Annotated in this window: 20 protein-coding genes; 8 read left to right on the forward strand and 12 right to left on the reverse strand. The window is 40.3% G+C overall.

The features are described 5' to 3' along the window. Positions 1–132: 132 nt before the first annotated feature. From ACPK8D_RS02885 to glnA, 6 genes are all read right to left on the reverse strand, one after another. On the reverse strand, positions 133–573 hold the full coding sequence (locus ACPK8D_RS02885; RefSeq protein WP_424716343.1) for a hypothetical protein: 441 nt from the start codon (positions 571–573) through the stop codon (positions 133–135). Positions 574–1,438: 865 nt separating this feature from the next. Further along, the gene (locus ACPK8D_RS02890; protein ID WP_424716344.1) at positions 1,439–2,473 is read right to left on the reverse strand and encodes a Coenzyme F420 hydrogenase/dehydrogenase, beta subunit C-terminal domain; all 1,035 of its coding nucleotides are present in this window, start codon (positions 2,471–2,473) and stop codon (positions 1,439–1,441) included. 6 nt (positions 2,474–2,479) lie between these two features. Then, positions 2,480–3,223: a hypothetical protein gene (locus tag ACPK8D_RS02895; protein WP_424716345.1), complete on the reverse strand. Its 744-nt coding sequence runs from the start codon at positions 3,221–3,223 to the stop codon at positions 2,480–2,482. A 5-nt stretch (positions 3,224–3,228) separates the two neighbouring features. Beyond that, positions 3,229–4,740: a glutamate synthase-related protein gene (locus ACPK8D_RS02900; protein WP_424716346.1), complete on the reverse strand. Its 1,512-nt coding sequence runs from the start codon at positions 4,738–4,740 to the stop codon at positions 3,229–3,231. After that, positions 4,737–5,789: a class II glutamine amidotransferase gene (locus ACPK8D_RS02905; protein WP_424716347.1), complete on the reverse strand. Its 1,053-nt coding sequence runs from the start codon at positions 5,787–5,789 to the stop codon at positions 4,737–4,739. The genes ACPK8D_RS02900 and ACPK8D_RS02905 overlap by 4 nt, the downstream gene beginning before the upstream one ends. Positions 5,790–6,561: 772 nt before the next feature. Beyond that, complete coding sequence (gene glnA / locus ACPK8D_RS02910) at positions 6,562–7,905, reverse strand: type I glutamate--ammonia ligase (RefSeq protein ID WP_424716348.1); 1,344 nt, start codon at positions 7,903–7,905, stop codon at positions 6,562–6,564. A gap of 379 nt (positions 7,906–8,284) precedes the next feature. Here glnA and ACPK8D_RS02915 point away from each other — a divergent pair, with 379 nt between their 5' ends. After that, positions 8,285–8,809 carry a TspO/MBR family protein gene (locus ACPK8D_RS02915; RefSeq protein ID WP_424716349.1) on the forward strand — a complete coding sequence of 175 codons (525 nt, stop codon included), beginning with the start codon at positions 8,285–8,287 and terminating at the stop codon, positions 8,807–8,809. A 226-nt stretch (positions 8,810–9,035) separates the two neighbouring features. Here the strand turns inward: ACPK8D_RS02915 and ACPK8D_RS02920 are convergent, their stop codons facing one another. From ACPK8D_RS02920 to ACPK8D_RS02935, 4 genes are all read right to left on the reverse strand, one after another. Continuing rightward, entirely contained in the window at positions 9,036–9,245 is a 210-nt protein-coding gene (locus ACPK8D_RS02920) for a DUF1059 domain-containing protein (protein ID WP_424716350.1), read from the reverse strand. A gap of 132 nt (positions 9,246–9,377) precedes the next feature. Then, positions 9,378–9,686, reverse strand: coding sequence for an Hsp20/alpha crystallin family protein (locus tag ACPK8D_RS02925; protein WP_424716351.1), 309 nt, complete (start codon positions 9,684–9,686; stop codon positions 9,378–9,380). A 44-nt stretch (positions 9,687–9,730) separates the two neighbouring features. Continuing rightward, positions 9,731–9,925 (reverse strand): Hsp20/alpha crystallin family protein, encoded by a 195-nt coding sequence (locus ACPK8D_RS02930; protein ID WP_424716433.1) that lies wholly within the window; start codon positions 9,923–9,925, stop codon positions 9,731–9,733. Continuing rightward, a complete protein-coding gene (locus ACPK8D_RS02935) occupies positions 9,889–10,083 on the reverse strand; it encodes a hypothetical protein (protein ID WP_424716352.1) in 195 nt (64 codons plus the stop codon). The genes ACPK8D_RS02930 and ACPK8D_RS02935 overlap by 37 nt, the downstream gene beginning before the upstream one ends. Positions 10,084–10,934: 851 nt before the next feature. Between ACPK8D_RS02935 and ACPK8D_RS02940 the strand changes: the two genes are divergently transcribed. From ACPK8D_RS02940 to ACPK8D_RS02970, 7 genes are all read left to right on the forward strand, one after another. Further along, a complete protein-coding gene (locus ACPK8D_RS02940) occupies positions 10,935–11,924 on the forward strand; it encodes an ATP-binding cassette domain-containing protein (protein ID WP_424716353.1) in 990 nt (329 codons plus the stop codon). Next, positions 11,921–12,754 (forward strand): ABC transporter permease, encoded by an 834-nt coding sequence (locus tag ACPK8D_RS02945; RefSeq protein ID WP_424716354.1) that lies wholly within the window; start codon positions 11,921–11,923, stop codon positions 12,752–12,754. The genes ACPK8D_RS02940 and ACPK8D_RS02945 overlap by 4 nt, the downstream gene beginning before the upstream one ends. Before the next feature lie 4,084 nt (positions 12,755–16,838). Further along, positions 16,839–17,561, forward strand: a complete 723-nt coding sequence (locus tag ACPK8D_RS02950; RefSeq protein WP_424716355.1) for an ABC transporter ATP-binding protein — start codon at positions 16,839–16,841, stop codon at positions 17,559–17,561. A gap of 12 nt (positions 17,562–17,573) precedes the next feature. After that, a complete protein-coding gene (locus tag ACPK8D_RS02955; RefSeq protein WP_424716356.1) occupies positions 17,574–18,815 on the forward strand; it encodes a COG1361 S-layer family protein in 1,242 nt (413 codons plus the stop codon). A 41-nt stretch (positions 18,816–18,856) separates the two neighbouring features. After that, the gene (locus tag ACPK8D_RS02960; protein ID WP_424716357.1) at positions 18,857–20,071 is read left to right on the forward strand and encodes an ABC transporter permease; all 1,215 of its coding nucleotides are present in this window, start codon (positions 18,857–18,859) and stop codon (positions 20,069–20,071) included. 606 nt (positions 20,072–20,677) lie between these two features. Then, a complete protein-coding gene (locus ACPK8D_RS02965; RefSeq protein ID WP_424716358.1) occupies positions 20,678–21,547 on the forward strand; it encodes an ABC transporter ATP-binding protein in 870 nt (289 codons plus the stop codon). A gap of 49 nt (positions 21,548–21,596) precedes the next feature. Continuing rightward, positions 21,597–22,853, forward strand: a complete 1,257-nt coding sequence (locus ACPK8D_RS02970; protein ID WP_424716359.1) for a COG1361 S-layer family protein — start codon at positions 21,597–21,599, stop codon at positions 22,851–22,853. Between the two features lie 36 nt (positions 22,854–22,889). On the opposite strand, the gene ACPK8D_RS02975 is transcribed toward ACPK8D_RS02970, so the two are convergent. Further along, positions 22,890–23,027 carry a hypothetical protein gene (locus ACPK8D_RS02975; RefSeq protein ID WP_424716360.1) on the reverse strand — a complete coding sequence of 46 codons (138 nt, stop codon included), beginning with the start codon at positions 23,025–23,027 and terminating at the stop codon, positions 22,890–22,892. Positions 23,028–23,049: 22 nt separating this feature from the next. Continuing rightward, complete coding sequence (locus ACPK8D_RS02980) at positions 23,050–24,378, reverse strand: ATP-binding protein (RefSeq protein WP_424716361.1); 1,329 nt, start codon at positions 24,376–24,378, stop codon at positions 23,050–23,052. Positions 24,379–24,651 lie beyond the last annotated feature (273 nt).

Here is a 24,651-nt window from a genome sequence, read left to right on the forward strand (position 1 = left end):
CACAGAGCAAGAATCTCTTCACGTTTCATAAAAGAAAAAAATAATTCATTTTATATCCAATTTTTCCTCGGAACGAGGAAAAATTGTGGAGCCCTAACAAGGCTACCTGAATAGTTACACTTAAAATTCAACTCAAGGATAGACAATATTAGCAGTTCCATTAAGGTGTATTACTTCATAAGATTGGACTGCTCCCTTAACGCCCTGCTGCCCGATGTAGGTGCTTTTGCTAGTTGTTCGGATCGCAATAGTTTCAAATTCTTGTTCTGAACAATCTCCGTCCAGGTTGATATCAGGTACTAGCAAAGTCAGCATTATCTCACACTGGTGCGGATAATACATCTCGGTCACGGTGACCATCGTACCGATCTCCGTTTCTTGTGCACGGATTTCGCTTCCCATGAAGTAGTATGTGTCTTTCGAGTCATTATAGCTGAAAATAGGTACGTTTCTGAAACTGGTCGTCGAATAGTTTATACGTACATCCTTATGCTGTCCGACTCCACTCAGGATGAAGTTATTGGGCTCATTATTGGTCTCATTATCTAGACTAACTGATTTTGTTTCTGTCATATTGGTCTCATTGCATTTATCTAGACTAACTGATTTTGTTTCTGTCATTTGGAATGATGAATCTGAAGAAGATGCGCTTGCTGACGCATATGTCAATGAAACTACAAAAAAGACTGCCAGTAAAATACCCAGTGACCTTTTCAATCTCTCAAATATTTGATTTCTCATTTACTTACACTCCCGAAATTTTGTTAAACAAATTTTATATAGCTTTTAATATATTATCGTTTTTATTATAAGATATAGATAAAATAATTAGTATTAAGTATAGCAGAAAAATAAATTAGGAATAAAACAACTGACCAATATAGTTACCATTTAAATAATGCAGGCTTTTATGTCTTTTTAATATTCTCTGGTTCTTATCTAATTCTAAAAGAATAATGAACTCCGTCCAAGTTTATTAAAATATTCCCTTATTTTGGAAAGTTTATTCCACTATATCTAAACTCATTCATTTTTACACTCACTTTTTGTTTTTACCAGAAATATTTGACAGTTTCCTTTAAATTACAGATTTAGATTGAAAGTTTCCATGATCGTATCCTGGATTACAGATCAAACATGGCAAAATAGGCACATTCTATTTGAAGAAATTAAAAATTTTTGGATGCTTGTGGTTTTCAGCAATTAACCACCATGCCTCAATATTCAAAAAAGAAATATATGCGAGAGCCTTTCCCGAAACTGATATTATATTGAAATTATAAATTTAAAATTATGTGAGTTAAATCAAGTTTTGGGATGAGCTCATAAAAAACGTAAGAAGAATAAAAGAAGTAGTAAGGAGTAGAAAATAATTAAGTAAGAAGTAGAAGATGGAGTAATCTCCATCTAAAATTTACTTGAAATTTTTTAAGTTCTTTTATTCCGGTTTTCTTGCAAGTTTTTTCTTTGCAAGTTTTTCAATTATCCCAAGGCTCACCTCACCGCCGACGCTCAGTTTCTTGTTGGCAACTGCGCTGTCAAGAAGATGCTGCCCTACAAGAGTGCGGACTACAAGGGTGGTGTAGCCATCCGGGCTTCCCACAGCGCCTGCAGAAATATCGGCTTTAAGGGCTGTAAAGTCCGTACAGACGTTGCAGCCTGGACGGACAGTGTCCTCAAGTTCGGTAAGGGGAATTACATACTGCGTCCCGTCATTGAGGGTGATTTCGAGCTTGCCTTTGACGTCAATGCGGCATACTTTCATAGGTTCGAGGGCGTACTCGCTTTTCAGCTTGCCTGCGATAAGTTTTTCGTAATCGAAACTTTCCGTGCAGAAAAGCCCGAAGACGAAGCGAATGGAATTCTTGTACGGGCGTACAAGCTGGTGATCGGTTTCAAGCATTTTGCGGACTGCCTGGACGACACAGGGAACTCCGACAACTGCAATGTTCCTGTATTTCCTGTTTACGACCGCTTCCTTCAGGGAAGAAACAAGAGGGACCCACCAGTTGTAACGGCTTCCTGCCTGGCCGATAAGGGCTTCACTCCTGGTTATTATCATGGAGTGCGGTTTAAGGGTCCAGGGATCTTCCGTAACCGTAACCACAGCATCTACAAGGCCTGTATCAAGGGCATTTGCAAGGATTGCTGTGACTGCTCCTCCGCTCTGCTTTCTCGGGATATCAAACTCGGCTCTCCCGGCAGTGATTTCCAGGTAATCTCCGAGCAGGCTTGAGGGCTGTTCGTCGAGTCTCGGACAAACCTCGTAACAGGCTCCGCAGGGGACATCGTCGACAGCGGCTTTGCAGTAGTTATTGCTCTTCGGGTGTGTGGAATCGCCGCCTGTTTCGAAGTACAGGGAATCCGCAGGGCAGACTGCAATGCAGGCCCCGCAGCCTGAGCAAAGACCTTCGTCCCAGACTTTTGATTTGAGATCAAGGTAATTTTTGCTAATTGGTTTCTGTTCTGCCATCTCTCATCACTCCCAGACGTATTTGCTTGCGAAAGGCCGGCTGCTTGCAGGTCCGATCTTTGTGTAGTTAGTGTTCAGGAACTCTGCGGGATCATACCCGAACTGCTCGCAGAAGCTCTTTATAGTCGGGGCAATGCGCTCAAGATCGCTTTCGGTAAACTTGAATTTCTTGGCTCCTACTCCAAGCAGGTAATCATCTACTTCCCCACGGATGATAATTTCTCCACCGTGGATTCCGCTTCCTATGCCCCTGTCTGTCATCGATTTGTCTTTACCGATACCGAGTACGAGTACAAGGCCACCTGCCATATACTCTCCAAGGAAGGAATGTGCTGTCCCTCCTACTACAAGTACAGGTCTGGCTTCCACTTCGTACTGTTTCATGTGGATGCCGCCCCGGTAGCCAATATTATTCTTTATAAAGACTTTTCCTCCTCGCATGCTATGAGCAACTGCATCTCCTGCGCTTCCATGAATCACAAGCATGCCGCTGTCCATTGTGTTGCCAGGAGCGTGTTCGGCGTTCCCATGTATAATACAGATCGGCCCGCTCATGAACATCCCCAGATCTCCGCCAGGGACTCCGTTAATTATTATTCGGACGTTGCCTCTTAACCCATCACCTATGAAGCGCTGTCCGAGAACGTTATCGAGTATGATTTCCTCTGCTCCGTCCGCAACTGCAGCTCTGATTTTCTGGTTCAGGGGAGTGTAATGCATACCTCTGGCATCAATTCTTACCGTCTTCATCTCAATCAGGCCCCCGCTGGCAGTACGTCCAGGATTTTAAGCATTCCTTCATCCAGCATATATCCACGCAGGCGATCTCTGTTACCACGCAGGCTTTCAATACTGTTGATGCCTGCAGCGCCCATAAGTTCGCTGAGTTCGAGAGTCCAGCCTTTTATCAGGTTTGAAACCTGGACTGCTCCTCTCTCAGGGTCAAGCCTGTTCGTTAAGTTCGGCTCTTGTGTGGCAATACCCCATGGGCAGAGGTTTCTGTAACAGTTGCCGCAGACCCTGCAGCCCAGAGCAACAAGCGCAGCAGTCCCAATATAGACAGCGTCTGCTCCTAGTGCAATTGATTTTGCAAGGTCTGCACTGCTTCTTATCCCGCCACTTGCAATAATCGAGATCTCGTTTCTTACGCCCTGGTCCCTGAGTTTCTGATCAACGCTTGCGATTGCAACTTCAATCGGAATTCCCACATGGTCCCTGAAGACCTTGGGAGCTGCTCCGGTCCCGCCACGGAACCCGTCAATTACTACCGCATCTGCAGAAGAGCGAGCAATACCAGCAGCAATCGGAGCTACATTATGCACAGCTGCAATCTTTACGAAGACAGGTTTTTTCCACTCGGTTGCTTCTTTGAGACTTCGAATGAGCTGAACAAGGTCTTCAATACTGTAAATGTCATGGTGAGGAGCCGGGCTGATTGCGTCACTGCCAAATGGAATCATACGGGTTCTTGAGACTTCCTCGTTTACCTTTTCGCCAGGTAGATGTCCTCCGATACCCGGTTTTGCGCCCTGGCCGATTTTAATCTCAATGGCAGCGCCTCTCTCCAGGTAGTCGATATTAACTCCGAAACGGCCTGAGGCGACCTGAACAATCATATGGTTCTGGTAAGGATAGAGTTCTTTGTGCAGTCCTCCTTCTCCTGTTCCCATGAAAGTTCCGGTCTCTTTTACCGCTTTTGCCATGCTGAGTTGAGAATTCAGACTGATAGCTCCGAAACTCATATGTCCGATCATTATCGGAGTATCAAGCTTGAGATTTGGAGCCAGTTTTGTTTCCAGCTCTACATCCCCGCTCTCGGTCTTCCTGAATTTGAGTCTGGACGGCTTTTTTCCTATGTAAGTTCTGAGTTCCATGGGTTCTCTCAGGGGGTCAATGCTTGGGTTTGTAACCTGGCAGGCGTCAAGGAGAAGGCGATCATAGACAACCGGCAAATCCCTGGCGTTTCCCATTCCTGAAAGGATAATTTTCCCGCTGCGAGCCTGTTTAATAATATCTTCTCTGACCTCTCTGGTCCAGAGAGGGTGGCTACGGTAGTCTACGGGCTTTTCGGTAAGCGTGATTGCGTCCCTCGGGCACATGGCAACACAGCGGAGGCAAGCTGTACATTTCCTGGATTCTATCAGGATTTTGTCGCCTTCTCTCCTGTACACACCGTAGGAACAGTTTTCAATACAGCGTCCGCAGTCCATACACTGGTCACGGTCAATACTGACCTTAAATTTTGGGGGCACACTTCCGAGCGTCATTCAATAAACCTCCCTACAATTGGTTCTCCTGCCCTGGGAGTGTATACGTTTTTAACTTCGGGGTCAAGGGTCCTTATTGCGGCTTCTTCGCTGGAAATATAAAGCCGGTTCCCGTTCTCACCAACTACCAGAGGGCGCAGTTTAATCCTGTCAGTAAAACCGACAATGCCATCCTCTGTTCCGACTACGATTGCAAAGGGTCCGTTCATGAGGGCAGACCCATAGGTAAGGCGAACTGCCTTGTTCAGCTCTGCTTCTTTTGCAGGCATGCGGTCTATATCGTCCCAGAAAGGTGGAGCAAGAGCCCTGACAACCATTTCGTGCGAAAGCTCATGCTGTCTCCCAAGCAGGTCAAAAAGATAGGCTACAACCTCGGTGTCAGTAAACAGGGTGCATTTGTATCCGTATCCTTCGACATAGCGCTGGTTTGTACCATATGAGGTAATTTCTCCATTATGTACTACGGACCAGTTGAGCAGGTTGAAAGGATGAGCGCCTCCCCACCAGCCCGGAGAATTTGTAGGATAGCGGTTATGGGCAAGCCAGATATACCCTTTGTAGTCCTCAATTCTATAGAAGTTTGCCACATCCTCGGGCCAGCCGGAAGCTTTGAAAACTCCCATGTTTTTCCCGGAGGAAAAGATTGTAGCTCCTTTTACATTGGCATTTACTTCCATGACTATGTAAGTGACAACATCGTTTTCAGAAGACATCCTTCCTGCCATCAGGTCTTCTGAGGGCTTAAAGAAATATCTCCATGGGATGTGTACTTTCTTTATGCCCGGCTGCGGGGTAGTCGGGATTTCTTCCTGGTGAACAATTTCTCCCGATTGTTCGAGGAGTTCATCTACCTTCTTTTTTGGTTCACCTAGATTGTCAAAGAAAACATGAAGAGCATAGTAGTCTGCATATTCTGGATAAATTCCATATGCTGCATAGCCTGCCCCATCTCCACTGCCTCTTTCATTCATGAGGCTGAGGGCGGCTTTTATGCTCGACCCGTCCATTCTGGACTTTGTTCGGTCTATGAAGCCTATTATTCCACACATTTTGATCACTCTAGAAATGGATAGGAATGAATGTAATTAGTATATTCATTAATAATTTCCTGGATTATTTCCGTGGCTCATTTTTGAGAAATAGTTCAAAAAACTTGCCAGCTGAGGAACTGGGTTTCAGAGGTTTTATCAGTTTTTGTAATTTAAGGATATTTAACTAAATTTGTATCATTTGAATTATCTAATTAATGTGAGTGAATAGCAACGCTCCCTCATATGGTTTTCTTTCTTTACATATATTGAGAGGGTCATCACTAAGGGAAGTAAGTAATTTAGTACCTATTTGACAATATATATATGTTTCTTTTTTTAGGGTTAAATGTTCTTGAAGTAACCCTGCGAAGCACGACGTTTTAACCTTTTCATTTCTTCTTTTTTCTTCTGCACTTTTACCCTGGCATTCGCTTTTAACAGATTACTTCGTTGTCATCTTCAAGGTCTCAATGTTATTTCCCTGCATCATATATGCAGGTAGATCTCTTTGAGAAAAAAGTAATGCTACTGAATACTGGACTTTCATAAGGAAAGCATTTTTATATCAATATTCTTTTCAGGCCTTAATTTTGAAAGAAAATAAAAGAAGCTTACTATAACAGAAATTAACCGGTTGAGCGAGAAAATTCTTTTTTGATCCACTGGATTCTTTTCCTAAAATTGAGACACACCTGCGGAAAGGGTGTGTCTTATGAAAGAAACTTTTTTATTTTTGCTGCAGTAGATTTTTCTCGGCATCCATATGAGTTTCAGGATCTCTGGGGTATGCTTACAGCATATGTAGATATTTATCAAGTTCCCAGGGGTGAACAATTGTTTTGTATTCATCCCATTCCATCTCTTTAGCACAGAGATAGTGACTGAAAACATGTTCTCCAAGCACTTCTTTTACGAATTTGCTGCCTCTCATTTCATCAATTGATCCTTTGAGGTCAGCAGGCAGGGAATGAATACCTCTTTCCTCCCGCTCTTTTTCCGTAAGATGGAAAATGTTCACGTTAGTTGGTTCTCCTGGATCTATCTTGTTCTTTATTCCATCAAGTCCAGCTCTGAGCATCAGGGCGAAAGCAAGGTAAGGGTTGCACGCCGGGTCCGGGCATCTCAGTTCCACTCTTGTGCCGTTGCCACGGGTCGCAGGAATCCGGATCAGGGAACTTCTGTTCTTTGCTGACCAGGTGATGTAAACCGGTGCTTCATACCCTGGTACAATTCTCTTATAGGAGTTAACAACAGGATTTGTAACGGCTGCGAATTCCTTAATATGTTTCAACAGGCCACCAATATAGTACATTGCTTCCTGAGAAAGCTGGGTTGGAGTTTCCGGATCATAGAATGCATTCTTGCTTCCCTTAAAGAGAGACTGGTTGGTATGCATGCCTGAACCGTTTACCCCGAAGAGAGGTTTTGGCATAAAGGTGGCATAATAGCCTTTGTGATATGCGATTGATTTTACTACATATTTGAAGGTTACAACATTGTCTGCGGTACTGAGTACATCCCCGAATCTGAAGTCAATTTCATGCTGGGAAGGTGCGACTTCGTGATGGGAAGCTTCAATCTGGAATCCCATATGTTCGAGAGCATAGTCAATATCTCTACGTACATCCTGTGCACGGTCAAGGGGTGCGAAATCGAAGTATCCTCCCTGATCCGTAAGCTCTGTGGTCGGATTTCCATTTGCGTCAAGTTTGAAGAGGAAGAATTCCAGTTCAGGACCTACATTCATGGAGTACCCCATTTTTTCGGCTTCTGCGATTGCGCTCTTAAGAACGTATCTGGGGTCTCCCTCAAACGGCTGGCCATCAGGAAGATAGACATCTCCAAGGATCCTGGCTACTGCGCCGGTTGCAGGTCTCCAGGGGAGAATCCTGAAAGTAGACGGGTCAAGCACAAGTTTCATGTCCGATTCTTCAATCCTTGTAAATCCCTGGATCGAAGACCCGTCAAACATTACTCCGCTTTCGAAAGCTTCTTCCAGCTGTTCGACAGGGATTGCCCAGCTTTTGATGATGCCGAGTGTATCCGTAAACTGGGTTCGGATAAACTTCACGTCTCTCTCATTTACAGCCTGTATTACATCTTCTTTGGTTGTACACTTTTTTATCTGCACCATTTGATTTCCATCCTAACTAGGCATTAGGTATCCTTTTACCTATTCAATAATATATATATTTTTCTCATATCCCTTTAAAATATGAAACTGTGAAAGTGCCGAGCAGATAGCGTTATTTTTGGAAATAGTTGTATCCCTTATCCCACTTTGTTGAATAATGTGCCTCATTCCCACTTTGTTGAATCTATTTCTAATCTCATGTATATAAAACTCATTAAAGCTTATACTAAAAGGGTAGATTTCTCAGGACAATTTGAGTTTTTTCTTCTGGCAATATGTATTTGCAAAAAGGCTGTAAACGGTAGGGGAAAAGGCTTAAAGCTTTTTTGAATCCTAATCTTAATAATGGTTGGAGTATATAATAATTTTCAGGTATTGTATGGTTCAAAGGGTTAATTTCTTCAAACTTCTGGTCTCTATATTGCTCTGCCAGCTTGCAGGGGCAATAGGTTCGGTATTTACAGTTTCATCTCTCGATGACTGGTATCTTTTACTAGAAAAGCCGGCTTTCACTCCTCCATCCTGGGTCTTCTTTCCTGCCTGGGTTACGCTTTATACGCTAATGGGAATCTCATTTTATCTCGTCTGGGAGAAAGGGCTGGAAAGACAGGGAGTCAAAATAGCTCTGCTTATTTTCGGAATTCAGTTAGGACTTAATGCGCTCTGGTCTTTTCTTTTCTTTGGGCTAAAATCTCCTTTCTATGCGTTTATCGAGATTATTTTGCTCTGGCTTGCAATATTTCTGACAATATTGAAATTCAGAGAAATTTCAAAAACAGCTTCTTATTTATTGTTGCCTTATATCCTGTGGGTTAGCTTCGCGATGCTGCTTAATTACTATATCTGGATTTTGAACTCATTCGCGATGCTGCTTAATTACTATATCTGGATTTTGAACTCATAAAGCAGGGTTTTCAAACAAGTTTGAGTCTCTGAGCTATTCAAAACTGGCTTATTCAAAACTGGTTTTTATCCCGGCTTTTTTCTATTTTATTCTCTCTGAGCTCAATATTCTTCAGAGTGAGATCCTTGAGTGAAATCCTTCGTTGACAGAAAGCTGTAAAGAAAGTTTGCCTAGAGGCCCAGGATAAACTTTCGTTTTTCAGGATTTATTTCGTATATTTTTCGTATTAGAGAGCTCCACAGCCGCAGCTTCTGCCCAGAAGGGTCGATATCCGGTGTTTCAGATGATGAATGTCATCTTCGGACATTTTCTGAAGCTCTTTTTTATGCTCTTTTTCAATATGATCGTACATAGCATTTTCAACTTCTTCCAGTTCGTTACCAGCAGCCATAAAGTTACACTTAAACCCCAGATCACCGCATTTTATTATCTTCATAATATCTCCTCTACGCAAACAAATCTTTATAAAAATGGCCTTTATTAATTTGATAAAATATAATAAAGATTAATAGGATATAAAATTAAGTTTTTCAGATTGCTTTCCTATAATCCATTATTTATCGCTGCGTTACCTAACCGGAATATACCTTGCACACATGAAGCGCTCTTTATAGGGGACTTTGATGGTAAGCATTCCTTTACTATTGACTGCAGTTGCTTTTTCGGGGTCTACCGGTCCATCCAGGAAAAAAGACCCGAAATATTCTACGGTTTTGCTGAACGCTTTCAGATAGAAGCTATTTTCATGCATCAAAAGTGTTATATTCTCACTTTCTACGTCAGGAAGTTCAACTTCCAGAGTGAGAAGTTCGTGTTTGTCATCGTGATACATTGCTAGTATCGGAGTTTTCAATATTCTGGGTATGGCACTTTCCATAGCACTCTCTCCCCTTAACGAAATTTATTGTGATATCCCTTCCCTCACTCAATTTTTACATCCACTGCTTTTTCAAAAGGCTGCTGATAAGGTACTTTTACTTTAAGCACACCGTTTGAGTATCTGGCTACCACCTTTTCCGGGCTTACCGGGCAGCAGACTGCGTAACTGTCTGCATACTCAACCCCTTCTTTGGTAGCTTTTATATAAAAACCATCTTCGGTGATCTTAAAGGTAATATCTTTCTTTTGTACCCTGGAAGAATTACTTCAATTTGCAGGTTCTCAAACTCATCATCAGGATATGCACTGATAACCGGTGACAGTCTTAAATGTCTGCCATTATTTACCCCCAAAATAACATCACCGATTAACGTATTTATATGTATCTTCCCCACATACCTGAACTCCACATACCTGAACGTATATAAACTGGAGACTCTATTTATATAAATTCAAGTCAGTTGAACTCTTTTTGAAATCAGACCATATGCGAGAAAACTATCAGTCAAGCTTTCTATTTGGATTCATGTTATTCGTCCTGGTTTCAGAAATTTTCTAAAGCCGTTTAATGCTCGGAATACTTTATTTTTAATTTAGTTTCCTCAGGATATATTTTCAGTATCTGGGCCTTATATTGAGGGAATCCCTGAATCAAAAGGCCTGGTGGTAAGTAATTCGAGGTGAAAGATATTTGTACGAAAAAAAGGGCTCCAATTCTTAGAATGGACAATTAGTTTATATAGTGCGAAATCTTTTTCTTAATGGAAGATTATATTAAACTTAGCTCTTAGATTATTTTTAAGAAGAGTTTAGTTTCTAGTTTAATTAACGCTCATTTGGGGGCAGGTTCCATAATATAAAGATATCCTTCTTACATTTTTTTCACATTTTCTTTACAATGTGATAAAAGAAACAAATCTTCAACAAAAAAACAAAAGGGAGAAGTTATTGGGGACATGCTTTAATACGCAAGATTGAATTGGGCAATTTATCAAGCACCTCAGAAACCTTTAAAATAGAAATAAAGAGCTTCTCAGAGGTTAGTTTAGAAGCTTAATTTCCTATTTATATAAACCATCTGAGGCATAACTACTTGTGTAAAACTATCAAGATATTTATCCAAACTTAATAGTTTCAACAAACTACTTACTAAATCCATACCCATCCAGGTTGGAGTCTAAAATTGGGGTCTAATATAAGTGATAGGATTGATCCTATACGGTAGAGGGAGGGGGTTGATTTACGAATGACCGGAAATGTCATAGAAGTAAATAATCTTGAGCATTCATATGGTTCTATAAAAGCTGTTGACAATATTAGTTTTACTGTAAAACATGGGGAGATTTTCTCATTTCTTGGTCCAAATGGGGCGGGCAAGAGTACCGTGATTAATATTCTCACGACACTGAAGAAAATCCAGAAGGGCGAAGCCAGAGTTAACGGGTATGATGTCGAAAAGGAATCGAAATCCGTAAGAAAATCAATAGGTATTGTTTTTCAGATGCTTTGCCTTGATCATGAAATGACCGTATCTGAGAACCTTGAATATCACGGTAAGATTTATTCCATGTCAAAAAAGGAACGAAAAAAGCGCATCGAAGAGCTCTTAAAGCTAACAGATCTGGAAAATAAAAGGGATACTCTGGCAAAAGAGCTGAGCGGTGGTATGAAGCGAAGGCTCGAACTTGCAAGAGGATTGATGACAAAACCTGCAGTCCTTTTCCTTGATGAGCCAACCGTAGGTTTCGATATTCAGACGAGAATGAGAATGTGGGAGTATCTTAGAGAGATTAAGAGAGAAGGCACTACCATATTTCTGACAACACACTATATGGAAGAAGCAGATCAATTGAGTGACAGAATAAGCATAATTGATCACGGAAAAATAATCGTAACTGGAAACTCAGACGAATTAAAGAATAAACTTGGTAAAGACCTTATTTATCTGGAAACCAATAATAATAAACTTGCTGCAGAAATTTTAAGGTCTCTCACGTCGGTAAAAAGCGTAACAGAAGATACGAAGTCCCTGAGAGTCTTGATCGGGGAAGATGTTACCCATGTACTTCCTCAAATTATGGAGAAAATTCGGGGAGAAGGGATAGATATCACAACGGTGAATATTAAAAAGCCCTCAATGGATGATGTTTTTGTTCATTATACAGGGCATGGGTTAAGGGAAGGCGATGAAAAAGAAAAACAGCAGGGAGCTAAAATGGCGGAGGTCTCGGAATGAATTTCGAATTTCATGCCATATACTGGAGAGAGATGGTTAAATTCTTTAGATTCAAATCGGTGCTCCTAACTTCACTGATCCAGCCTGTAATGTGGTTGGCATTTTTCGGGCTTGCTATGTCAGATAGTTTTGACCAATTAACTTCACTTATTCCAAACTTACCCGATGCCCCAGTAGTCAATTACCTTTCGTATATGGGTGCGGGAATAATTGCAATGGATGTGCTGTTCAGCGGTCTGTTTGGAGGCACTACCCTTATGTTTGACAAAAAGTTCAGCCTATTGAGGGAAACTCTCGCAAGTCCGGTTCCCAGATTTCATATCATTCTCGGGATTGGACTTTCAGCTGTGACCAAGGCTTTTATTCAAACTTTCATAATAATAGGAGTTGGAAGATATCTAGGAATGGACTTCTTCAAGGGATATACTCTTGCTGAAACCTTTACAGCAGTCGTGGGCATTATGCTACTGGTGGCAGCCTTTACTCTGGGTTTCCTTTTCCTATCAGGTTCTATTGCAATTACAATTGAAAATCCGGAAGGAATGCAGTCAATTCTTACCCTGCTTAGCATGCCCCTTTTCTTTGTAAGTAACGCCCTCTATCCTATCGATTCCTTTCCTCCTGTCCTTAAATTTCTCTCTATGTTTAACCCGCTGACCCTGCTGGCAGATGGGATTCGTTATTTTGCTTTAGGTACTAATTTCTCTGTAATGGGGAATCACTACATTTATACTACAGCCGATATAGCTGTATCATTCCTGGGTCTCATTTCATTCGCCCTTGTAATGCTATCTGTTGCTATGTGGAGGTTTAATAAGGTAGATATATAACATTCAATTTACTTCTTTCATTTTATTTTTTGTTCTGGAGATTCTGAAAATTGCCTGTCTAACAGGCATTTTATTAAATCCCTTAAGTGTAAATTCATAATCCTTATCTTCCACTTCAGGGAAAATTTAAAACATATCTAATTAGCTTTTTCTTTTTTGAACATTCCAGGCTTCTTAATCATACTTGTTTTTAGTTAATATTCAATTGAAACTATAGTAAAATAGTTACGAGTAGTAACTATAGTAATAATGATTATGATTGTGTGAATAATGATTTCTATGAGGGCTTTGAGCCGTATCTTTTTCGAACCAAGACACTGGAAGAGCCATGTTGTAGCACTGGCCACTCTTCCCAGGGAGAAAGGATTTCAAGCTTCCTGCTTTGTTCCTATAGAGTCGGAGAGTTCTTTTGTAAAAGGTTGTATCCTGAAGACACTGCTGCCTATTGTAGCTCTAAGCCAGGAGGGGTTCATATACCTAACTTCTATTTTTTAGGAACTGGTTCGTATCAGAAATTTTCAGTGAAGTTTTAAAAAGGACTACAACCTAAAGAAAGCAGGCCTTTTTACTGCATATTATACTAAAAATACTCCTGCCAAAGTGGAAACTTTATGACGTTTACAAGGAAAAAGAAGTAAATTAAGCGTTTTTATAAATTTATAGGATCATAGCTATTATATTGTTCATGAGGACAAAATTTACTGGCTTTATAGAAACTCTAAGCTTCAATTATCAGGTTAGATTTTAACTCTGAAATTTAAAGCTATAATTTAGTGAAAAATCAGAAATCCTTTCATTCTCAAGCTGCAAATAAACAACTGAAAGCATCTATAACGTAGAAGAAAGGAATATAGACACACAGACTTTCGGGCTCAGGCGATTATCGTAGTCATAGCGTTTAGATTGGGTTCTTCCGTGCCTTTCTTAAAGATGAAGCGGTTTGGGACCATTTACAACGCTTAAAATACTAAAAAAGGAACGGCACATAGTTCCCGTACTTTCCGTATTTACATGTTTTCCGTGGTCAGATAGGTTCGAATTAGTTCTTCCAGCCTGTCGATTTCCTACAGCTGGAGATGGTGATCAAATTAAACTAAGCATTAAACTCTCTTTTCACTTAAAGCTTAAACCTTTTCATCTCAAAAATTTAAACATTTTTCATTTCAAAAGTTTGAACCTCTTTCTCCTTAAAGTTTTAAGTTTTCCCTTATTCTTTATAACTCCTTGACTAATCTTTCAAGAGCTACTTAAATTTCAGCTCTTCCTTCGAAATTATCCCTTTCTTAGATTATCAAGTGCAGAAGGATAACTGATATATAAAATATATTCGGCTAAGCTTTTATGCTTGTCCGATTAATTCTGTAGTAGCTTCTCTAGAAAGGACTCTAACTCAGCCATTTTTGCTAAGAAAACACTTCTGCTTAAGAAAACAGGATACAGGCTACACTGCTGCCTCAGCACGCAGTTTGAGCCTGTACTGGTATTTACTCAAAATGATAGCTGACTAGTAAACATCTGACATCTAATTTACCTGAAGAATCTTCCAAAACCGCTAAAACCCTGGCCGCCGATCTGGATCATCTTAAACCTTATTATCTGAATAAATATAGTGATTTTTGTATAGCTTATATAGTAAAACATTGTAAGTCCCTCCGCTCTTGAAATTTTGTGTCCTCTCAATCAAATTGATGATTTTCTGCCAACTAAATTCAGTTTTCGGATTCCTTCGGATAGAATTTGCTTTCGCCAAACCCCCTTCGATATACATTTTATATTATACTCCCAGGTCACACTCTCAGAGACTTATTTTTTGGATTGAGGTAAATATAAACAATCTTAGATATTTCCAGCTAAAAGACTTAAGGGATTTGAAGAGCCTTAAATCAGGTGTTTGGATAATCTGTATTTATATTTATGTATTATTGTGGGAAATTTTGTCTATTTAAAAACAAAATCTCCAAATTTAATTTACCCAGGAGCATCAATATTAAGGTATATTATGAATTTACATATAATGTAAAGAATGACAACTTCTTACAAATAATAGTCTTTTACTATTTAGAGACAGAATCTTTCACTGCAATTGTTATATGGGATGTTCAAGCATCTCGTTTCTCTAAGTTGTATTTTAATTTTCTGACGTGAACGCCCTTTCAGGAAAGACATAATGTTTAAAAAATATTCTACTATTCCTATTTTGGAGCTGCTTAAAACTAATCTTAAATTTTATGCCGTTTCCTCTCTCATATTTCAAAAAGTATACTCGAAATTGTAGAAATCTTCAAAAGCACAAATATCAAGAAAATAAAAAGGAAGTAAAAAAGTGGCAGTATTATACTTCTTTTGTAAAGATGAAGTTGCCGTTTTTCAGGCAACTTCATATGTTATTGTTATCTTTTCATCCGCGTTACTGCTTAATTACCAGCAGTAGAAGAATTTGAAGCATTCGGCCTGGAAGACCTTTACAATCTTTGAATACTCAAGACAGAAGATCATTTTAATCCCTCACTCTTTTCCTGATTGTTCATCCCCCTATACCAAGCCTTCTGCAACCGAAATTACAACAATATTGTTCATACCGGTGCAGATGCCTTTTTCTTTACATTTGATTAGCATTTGTAAAAGAACTTGAAGCATTCAGCCTGGTAGAAGCTGTAAACTTTTGAGTAGAAAATTTTGTAGATCATTTTGTTCCCTCACTCTTTTCCTGCATTTGTTCATTCCCCGTTATACCCCGGCCCTCTGCAGAGACTATAGGATATTGTTAATTCAAATGCCCTGCAGAAGCCTTCTTCTTTACAGCTTGTTTAGAAGCAGTAGAAGAATTTGAAGCATTCGGACTGGAAGATCTTTGTAATCTTTGAATACTGAAGACTGAAGATCATTTTACTCCCTCACTCTTTTCCTGATTGTTCGTCCCCGTTATACCCCGGCCTTCTGCAACCGAGATTACAACAATACTGTTCATATCGGTGCAGAGACCTTTTTCTTTACAGCTTGCTTAGAAGCAGTAGAAGAATTTGAAGCATTCTTGCTGGAAGTAAGTGTAAATCTTTGAATACTCAAAACTGAGAATCATTTTAAATCCCTCACTTTTTCCTTGTTTTGTTTATCCCCCGTTATACCCCGGTCTTCTGCATTCTGGATAAGACCTTATGGTTCTCCCTGCAGAAACACCTCTTGCACTTCCGCTTAGAAAAAGCAGAAATTGCCTAAATCGAATACGAAGTTGAAGTTAGTCATGAATGCGAACATCTGACTAAAGTTAAATGCAAAGATCATTTTGTTCCCTCCATATTTTATTAGTTTTTAATATCGATGCTTGCGTACCATTAGATGGTACATTTTTCACGGTCCCTGTCAGCCACTTACTGAGATTAATATGGTACGTTTTTCTTATTTCGAGATCTACCGTTTGAAATTTTAACCAACAGTGACTGTATATAGCTATATATAGCAAATTATATAAGCTCAATAGAATTTCATCTCCTTATGAATAATAGTTCCTAAATATTTAGAGTAAGGTTTCTGTAAACAGATATATATTTTTTTTACTCTTATTATGTTTAAAAGTTCAAAATTTATTCCAACTTTGATTCAAATATTAAATTGTTTTCCCAGGTTTAAATAAAAATTTTTTCAAGCTGATTGTTACAGTTATTTCACGTCTGCCATTAGCTTTCTAGAAAATATGTATATAGAAAACAGTATAAGTTTATGAAGATAAATTCCGGGGCGAGATTGTAAATTTTCTGAAAAAAGGCCATTCTCTCATGAAATAATTACAGCTATCTGTTCTCACTGCCTATGTTTTATCAGGCTTCATTTGTAACAATTTTTCGTAAAGAACTGCGTTTTATATCTATAAAGTCTATAAAAAAGTCCAAGGTAGTGTATGTAATGTCAATTTTGAGAACTGAATTTTAAATGCTTGCTTTCAAAGATGAGAATCGCTAACTATGTGCCTTCAAATCGGATCTTTAGGCGAAAATTGATAAAGCATAAGTTAAAATGGACTGTCTTACATAAGTAGTAAAAACATTGAGATTATTCAATGTAATTCTTCTATCACATTTCAGTAACTTTGGGAAAGGGGGATGTAAATATTAATAAAAATAGTTTACCTGAGGATGGACTCCCTATTGTCGAAGTTTCCAATGTCAGGAAAAGCTATGTACTTGGAAGTCTGGAAGTTCCCGTTCTCTCAGATATAAATCTTAAAATTGAAAGAGGGGAGTTTCTGGCAGTTATGGGCCCATCAGGCTCCGGAAAAAGTACTCTTATGAACCTTATAGGCTGCCTTGACAGGCCTACTGAAGGGCAGGTTCTTGTAAGGGGGAGGGATCTCAATAGAATGTCAGATCAAGAGCTTGCCCGTCTTCGGGGGCTTGAAATAGGTTTCGTTTTTCAGACTTTTAATCTTGTTCCTCGCCTGACCGCTCTTGAGAACGTTTTGCTCCCTACCTTTGCTAATTCGAGAACCAGTATGGATCCAAAGAGGCGTGCAAGGGAACTCCTTGAAATTATGGGACTGCATGACCGCATGCATCACAGACCTGGAGAACTTTCAGGAGGCCAGTCCCAGAGGGTCTCAATCGCACGTGCACTTATTAATGACCCTGCGATTCTTCTTGCGGATGAGCCGACCGGAAACCTTGACTCCAGAACAGGAGCCGAAATCCTTCGAATATTTACGGATTTGAACATGGAAGGGAGAACAGTAGTAATCGTTACACACGACCCTGAAATTGCGAAATATGCTGATAGAGTTATCCTGGTAAAGGATGGAATAATTCAATACAATTGAAGGTGGAAGTATATGAAAATAATTAGGAAGAATACTGCCGCAATTCTTTTCTCCTTGCTTTTGATTTCCTCACTTTTTGTAACTCCTGCCTCTGCAGCTGTTGGGGGGGCCAACCTGAAAGTTACAATAGTCGAAACAAATCCCTATCCTGCAAAAATAGGAGAATACCTGACTCTGACCGTTCAGGTAGAAAACGTCGGGGGGGATAAAGCTGACAACGTTGACATCGAAATTGTACCTCAATATCCCTTCTCTCTTGATTCCGAGGCAAATGCTCTGAAAAATGTCGGGGTCCTAAATCCTGGCAGAACGGCTACAAAAGAGTTTCATCTCTTCGTAGACAAAAATGCGCAGAAAGGGATACGTTCTATTGATATTCGGACAAAAACAGGTAAAGACGGCCCCTGGAGTGAAAAAAGCTTTGACATACGAATAGGCACTGAAACATTTAACAGCAAAGGTACAGTTGAGCTTAAGGAAGTTGCTTGGGATCCCAAGGTTTTCATGCCTGGGGACAGGGGTACCATTACTGTAATTCTTACGAACACCGCATCTACTCCGACTGTCACTATTGGGGGGAGTGATTTCGATACCAATGCCCGAATCCAGGCTGCAGTTTTGAGACCTTTATCTGACGGGATAGTTGTGCTTGACGCTCCTTACGAAGATATGGGCCTTCTGGGACCCCAAGATAGTATCAAACTAACTTTCAATGTTAAGGTTGCAGAGGATGCTACAGAAGGAACTCATAACCTTGAGCTTGCAATAGAGGGGAACTCTTTCGATTACAACAGCAGAAAGAACATTCCTATCAAAGTCGATTCTTCGAACATAAGAGTGATTCCTTCAAAAGAACTTACAATGACCGATGGAAAAGCTACAGTTGAATTTGATGTGGCAAACACCCACCCTAACGAGTTTAATTCGGTTAGCATAAAACCTGAAGCTGAAGGTGTGAGATTTTACCCTGAGGAATATTTCATAGGGCCAATGAATCCGGATGAGCTTTTTACTATCGAATTTAATGCAGTAGCAAACAATTCATGGAGTGCCAGCAGGGAAAAAGGGACAAACATGAGCCTCACTGCAAATTACAACAACGGAATCAACAGACACGCAAATACTGTAGGGAACCTGGACTTTACAATTGCTTCGGAATCAACTAAATCCAGTTCAACAGCCGTACTGGCAGGCGGACTTATTATAATTTCAGTTCCCGCAGTTTTCTTGTTCTACAAAAAAAGAAAACAATAGTCGGAGAAGAGTCAACTGACATCATATTTGTGGGGTAAAATATGATAAAATTTGCACAGGCGGCCCGTATAGCATCTGGCAGTATAGGAAGCGCTAAATTAAGGTCTGCACTCACCACACTGGGAATAGTAATTGGTATAGCTGCAGTAGTTGTTAATGCATCCCTTGGTGCCAGCTTTAATCAATTTTTTACTGATGAGATTTCTTCTGTAGGCTCTAATTTTATTATTGCAGTCAGCGAGCAGCCAAATCTCTTCTTTGATAACGAGTACAATCTTATAAAGAACACACCGGGGATTACCGGCGTGTCTCCCAGAAAATCAATGAGTGGAGATCTAACGTATCTTTCAGAAACTAGAAATGTGAATGTTGCAGGGGTCAACAAAGATTTTCAGGAGATTCAGGGCTTACAGATGGAAGGGGGGACTTTCCTGACGGATAAAGATAGCTCCGCTGCTGTTCTTGGATATGATATTGCAAACGATGAGTTCAGTAAGAATATTTCTCATAGGAGCACTGTGGAAATTGCTTTTCGGCAGGAAAATGGCACTCTTGTGACGAAATCTTTTAAAGTAAAAGGGATATTGAAAAATTCCGAGCCCACGGTTGTTAGTGAAGACAGCGACTATGATTTGACAGTTTTCATTCCAATTTCTACTATGAATGAAATGACCGGGGAAAAAGACTATGGGGCTTTCCTTGCAATGGCTGATAGTCCTGAAAAAGTCCGGGATATTGCAGATGAAGTGGATAAAAGGTTAGCCCGGAATTTCGGAGTCCCGGAAAGGGAAATTGAGAATGAGGATTCAAAACCCTATTATGTCTTCAATCAGGCAGATATTCTTGAGCAAACCGGAAAAATAGGAGACGCTTTAAATTCTTTCCTGCTCGCTCTTGCCCTGATATCTCTCTTTGTGGGCTCGATAGGAATTATGAATATTATGCTTGTGACCGTAACTGAAAGAACCAGAGAAATCGGGATCATGAAATCCGTAGGCTATAGCAATTCCAATATTCTATCCCTTTTTTTGCTGGAGTCTATAATGGTAAGTTTCTTTGGGGGGATTGTAGGGACTGCAATCGGTGGTCTGGGGGCTTACGCTCTTGAAAGTGCTCTTAAGCTTCCCCCGGTTTTTCCCTTAACCTTGATCGAAATCGGGATTGCGATTTCTGTCCTTGTGGGGATAACTGCTGGCTTATATCCCGCAAGAAAGGCTGCACGCATGAATCCTGTGGATGCTTTGAGATATGAATAAAGATCGGTCTGTCCATTGAGTAGGGTTATTCTCCAGGCAGAATAGCTCACTTCTCTTTAAATTGTTTCTTCTTGATCAACCTGATTGGGTACTGGTTGGTTGAAGACAATCTATAAGTAATTTCTTAACGGTTAATTTGTGAATTCCTTAAAGAATATAATTCTTTAATGAATCTATGTGAATGCTTAAGGACAAATTGACAGGATACTATTATATCTGTCAGTGCGCTGACAGGTATCTATAAGATAAACCAGTCAAATGCAAGGATTACCCAATTTTTGCCTGACAACAGGAAGTTATCCTTATACAGCTTTTGGAAGACTACCTGTTACCTGGCATTCATTCCAATCCTCTTGAGGGTCCGAACTTATCACGGTATAAAAGATATACTGAGCCTGAACGGAGGAAAAAGAAAGTATGTGCAGCATGGGAAAAGTGATATTTCCCATTTCGAGAAACAACAGTTATCTCTCTTCGGTTCTTAGCGTATTGAAAAAACCGTTTTGCTGCTATACTTAAAGCATAAAAACCAGAATAGGCTATATTGTATGGATAACTAAGATACGTATAAATTGATCCGAGCATTTGAAAAACAGAGGAGTAGGCATGGAAACGAAGATATCCATTGAAGACGTTTCTGCTCCCGGAGATTCGATATTGGGGACAGGAACTGAAAATCCCAGACCTGAGGAAGAATTGCCTTTGGGAGAAGACCGCGCTACTTTAAGTGAAGAGCCGTTTAAGTGCGATCTGCGCCGTTCGAGATCTTTGCAGAATGACGAAATACATGGGGCAGCAGCTCCCGTTATTGAAGTTATTGATGTTAAAAAGAGTTATATTCTTGGAAACATGGAGGTTCCGATCCTTCACGATATTAATCTGAAAGTCCGGGAAGGAGAATTTCTTGCCATCATGGGGCCTTCTGGTTCGGGGAAGAGCACACTTATGAATCTTATAGGTTTTCTTGATAGGCCTACGGAAGGAATAATCATAATTAAAGGTCTTGATATCAATAAACTATCGGACAAGGAAGTTGCCAGGCTCAGAGGGTTAGAAATCGGTTTTATTTTTCAGACATTCAACCTGATTCCAAGGCTCACAGCTCTTGAAAATGTCGAGCTCCCCACATATGCTAACTCCAGGAGCGGGGTCGACACTCATGAAAGAGCAAAGGAGTTACTTAAACTTGTGGGGCTGGAGGATCGAATGCACCACAAGCCGGGTGAGCTTTCAGGCGGGCAATCGCAGAGAGTTGCTATCGCCAGAGCTCTGATCAATGACCCTGCAATCCTTCTTGCAGATGAGCCCACTGGAAATCTGGACTCAAAGACAGGCTGTGAAATTCTAAATATGTTTAGAAGACTCAACGAAGCTGGCAGAACCATTGTAATGATTACCCACGATCCGGAAATTGCAGGATATGCAGACAGGATAGTGCTCGTAAAGGATGGGATAGTTCAGAATAATACAGAATAATCCCTGGTGTTTAGATTTCGAAACTCAAGCTAATCGGGGTGAAATTAGAATGACAAAAATAAAAAATTCACTTGTCCCTCTTGTATTATCTTTTCTTTTGGTTTCCTCTCTTTTTGCAGCTCCTGCCTCTGCAGCTGTTGGGGGGGCTAATCTGAAGGTTACAATAGTCGAAACAAATCCCTATCCTGCAAAAATAGGAGAATACCTGAATCTGACCGTTCAGGTAGAAAATGTCGGAGGGGATAAAGCTGATAATGTTGACATCGAAATTGTACCTCAATATCCCTTTTCTCTTGATTCCGAGGCAAATGCTCTGAAAAATGTCGGGGTCCTAAATCCTGACAGCACTGCTACAAAGGAGTTTTACCTTTTCGTAGACAAAAATGCGCAGAAAGGGATACGTTCTATTGATATTCGGACGAAAACAGATAAAGACAGCCCCTGGAGCGAGAAAAGCTTTGACATACGAATAGGCACTGAAACATTTGACAGTAAAGGTACAGTTGAGCTTAAGGAAGTCGTTTCGGATCCCAAGGCCTTCATGCCTGGGGATAGGGGTACTATTACCGTAATTCTTACGAACACTGCATCTACTCCGACTGTCACTATTGATGGGAGTGACTTTGATACCAATGCCCGAATCCAGGCTGCAGTTTTGAGGCCTTTATCTGACGGGATAGTTGTGCTTGACGCCCCCTACGAAGATATGGGCCTTCTGGGGCCTGGAAACAGCATAACTTTGACTTTCAACGTTAAGGTTGCAGAGGATGCTACAGAAGGAACTCATAACCTTGAGCTTGCAATAGAGGGTAACTCTTTCGATTACAATAGCAGAAAGAATATTCCTATCAAAGTCGATTCTTCAAATGTCAAGGTAATTCCTTCAAAAGAGCTCCAGATAGTAAATGGTGAGTCTACCCTTGAGTTCGATGTGGCAAACACCCACCCTAACGAGTTTAATTCGGTAAGCATAAAACCTGAAGCCGAAGGTGTGAGATTTTACCCTGAGGAATATTTCATAGGGCCAATGAATCCGGACGAGCTTTTTACTATCGAATTTAATGCAGTAACAGATAACTTATCAGATTCCAGAAGGGAGACTTTCGAGCCTATAAACCTGACACTTTCAGCAAGTTACGGCAATGGAATAAATAAGCATGAAAACATAGTAAGCAACCTGTATATCCACTCCATTGAGGATACTCAGGGAGGCAGTTCAAACCTGGTTCTCCCAGGCTTACTACTCACCGTCATTGCCGTTGCAGGTATGCTAATTTACAGAAAAAAGAAACAGAACAGAAAATGAATGTTTTGGGGACAAAAGCTCCTGAAAAACGGATTTTCAGAAAATTTGAAGGCCGCGCAGCCCGGACAGGTCTCTTGAAAGCATAGGGACAGTCTCAGACTGCGCTACCTTTACGATCATATCCGGATAGGATGTAGGATGTGCAAAGCGGTCACCAATTTTAGTTTTAGCCAATCTCCTTTCAGATTATCTCTTTCTAATCCATCGGAAGAGTAAAAATAAATGTGCTGCCTTTTTCGACCTCGGACTCTACCCAGATCCTTCCTGCGTGAAGATCTATGAAGTTTTTAGCAATATATAGTCCAAGTCCAGCTCCCCCGTATCCCCTGGCTGTGGAAGAATCGGCCTGAATAAAAGGCATAAATATTCTTTCGTGATCCTCTTTTGACAATCCTATTCCGCTATCTGAAACCTTAACTTCGAGCATTCCTTCCTTTTTGCGGGCGCTTACAGTAACCCTTCCCTTTTCAGGAGTAAATTTTATAGCGTTATTCATTAGATTGTACAGGATCTGTCTCAGTTTTGTCCTGTCAGCCCGAACATTCTCAAGGGAGGCATCAACCTTTACTTCTACACTGATTTTTTTATTTGAAGCAAGTGAGAGAAGACTCATTCTTACCTCTCCTAAAAGGCTGGCAATATCTACATCTTCATAGTTAAGCCTCCTTTCACCGGCTTCAAGCCTTGAGATGTCAAGCAGGTTATTGATAATTTCCAGAAGATTCTTCCCGCTTATGAGAATATTACTCACATACTTTGATTGCCTCGTGTTCAAGGATCCGAAAGCCCCTTCCAGCAGCAAATCGGAGAAACCTATAACTGAGTTAAGGGGAGTCCGAAGTTCATGGCTCATATTCATTATTAACCCGTTCTTGGTGCTGTTTGCGGCTTCTATATCCTTTTCCGCTTTGAGAAAAATATTTTCCAGCTCAATTTTCCCTTCCAGATTTCTCAAATGCTTCCATTTTCCCTTCCTTTTGGCAAAAACATCGTTTTCCTCCATCAGTTCAAGCAGTACTCTACCTGAAAGTTCTTCAAGAGGGAGGGTACAGAGAAATGTAAGGCTTTTGTTATTTTCGAAAACCACCGTTTCAACGGCCTTTCCGCATGTCTCAAGACAGGGCTTAAGCGAATCTCCAGCGTTTTTAAGATCAAAGTTTGTTCTGAACCCTGAAAATCCTCCAGAAAGGGCTTTTTTATATCCATTTTCTGCGAGTTCTTTTACTGCTAACGCAACAAAGGTAAGATTTTCCGGGAATGGATCAGCCTGCAGAATTTCCAATTGAGAAGAAGCGAGAGAGCGTTCGACATCCACTCCTGCTTTCTTAAGTTCACTTTTTGCCCCATCAACGGCCAGTTTATCCGGGGAAATCCATAAGCAATATTCTCCCCCTTCAATTCCTTCCTTAAAATAGGTAACAAGTAGTTCTGTCAATTCTTCGGCATCCTCATATACAGCAGAGATTTGGGGACTCTGCGGAGCGTTTGAAAAAAGTCCGGGGTCTTTAACAATATTTTTTCTCAAAATCTTTCCCCCCTCCATATTCTAAATTCGTTCAATATTATGCAACAGGGCTTGAATGGGGTATGAGACAGAATTTAAATAGGTATAAACTTTAACGTTCAGCAATTCAGGCGAATTAAGTATTTTAAATCGTTTAAAGAATTCAGGATAATATAATTCTCTTTCTCAACTTATAACACTTTATACATATGCTTCATTTTTCTTATGTATATTACTAGCATATATAAGAAATATCCTGGTTTATGCTGTTTTTTTAAAGGTAACTTATTATAT

The sequence above is a fragment of the Methanosarcina sp. genome, assembly GCF_049706645.1.
GTDB lineage: Archaea > Halobacteriota > Methanosarcinia > Methanosarcinales > Methanosarcinaceae > Methanosarcina.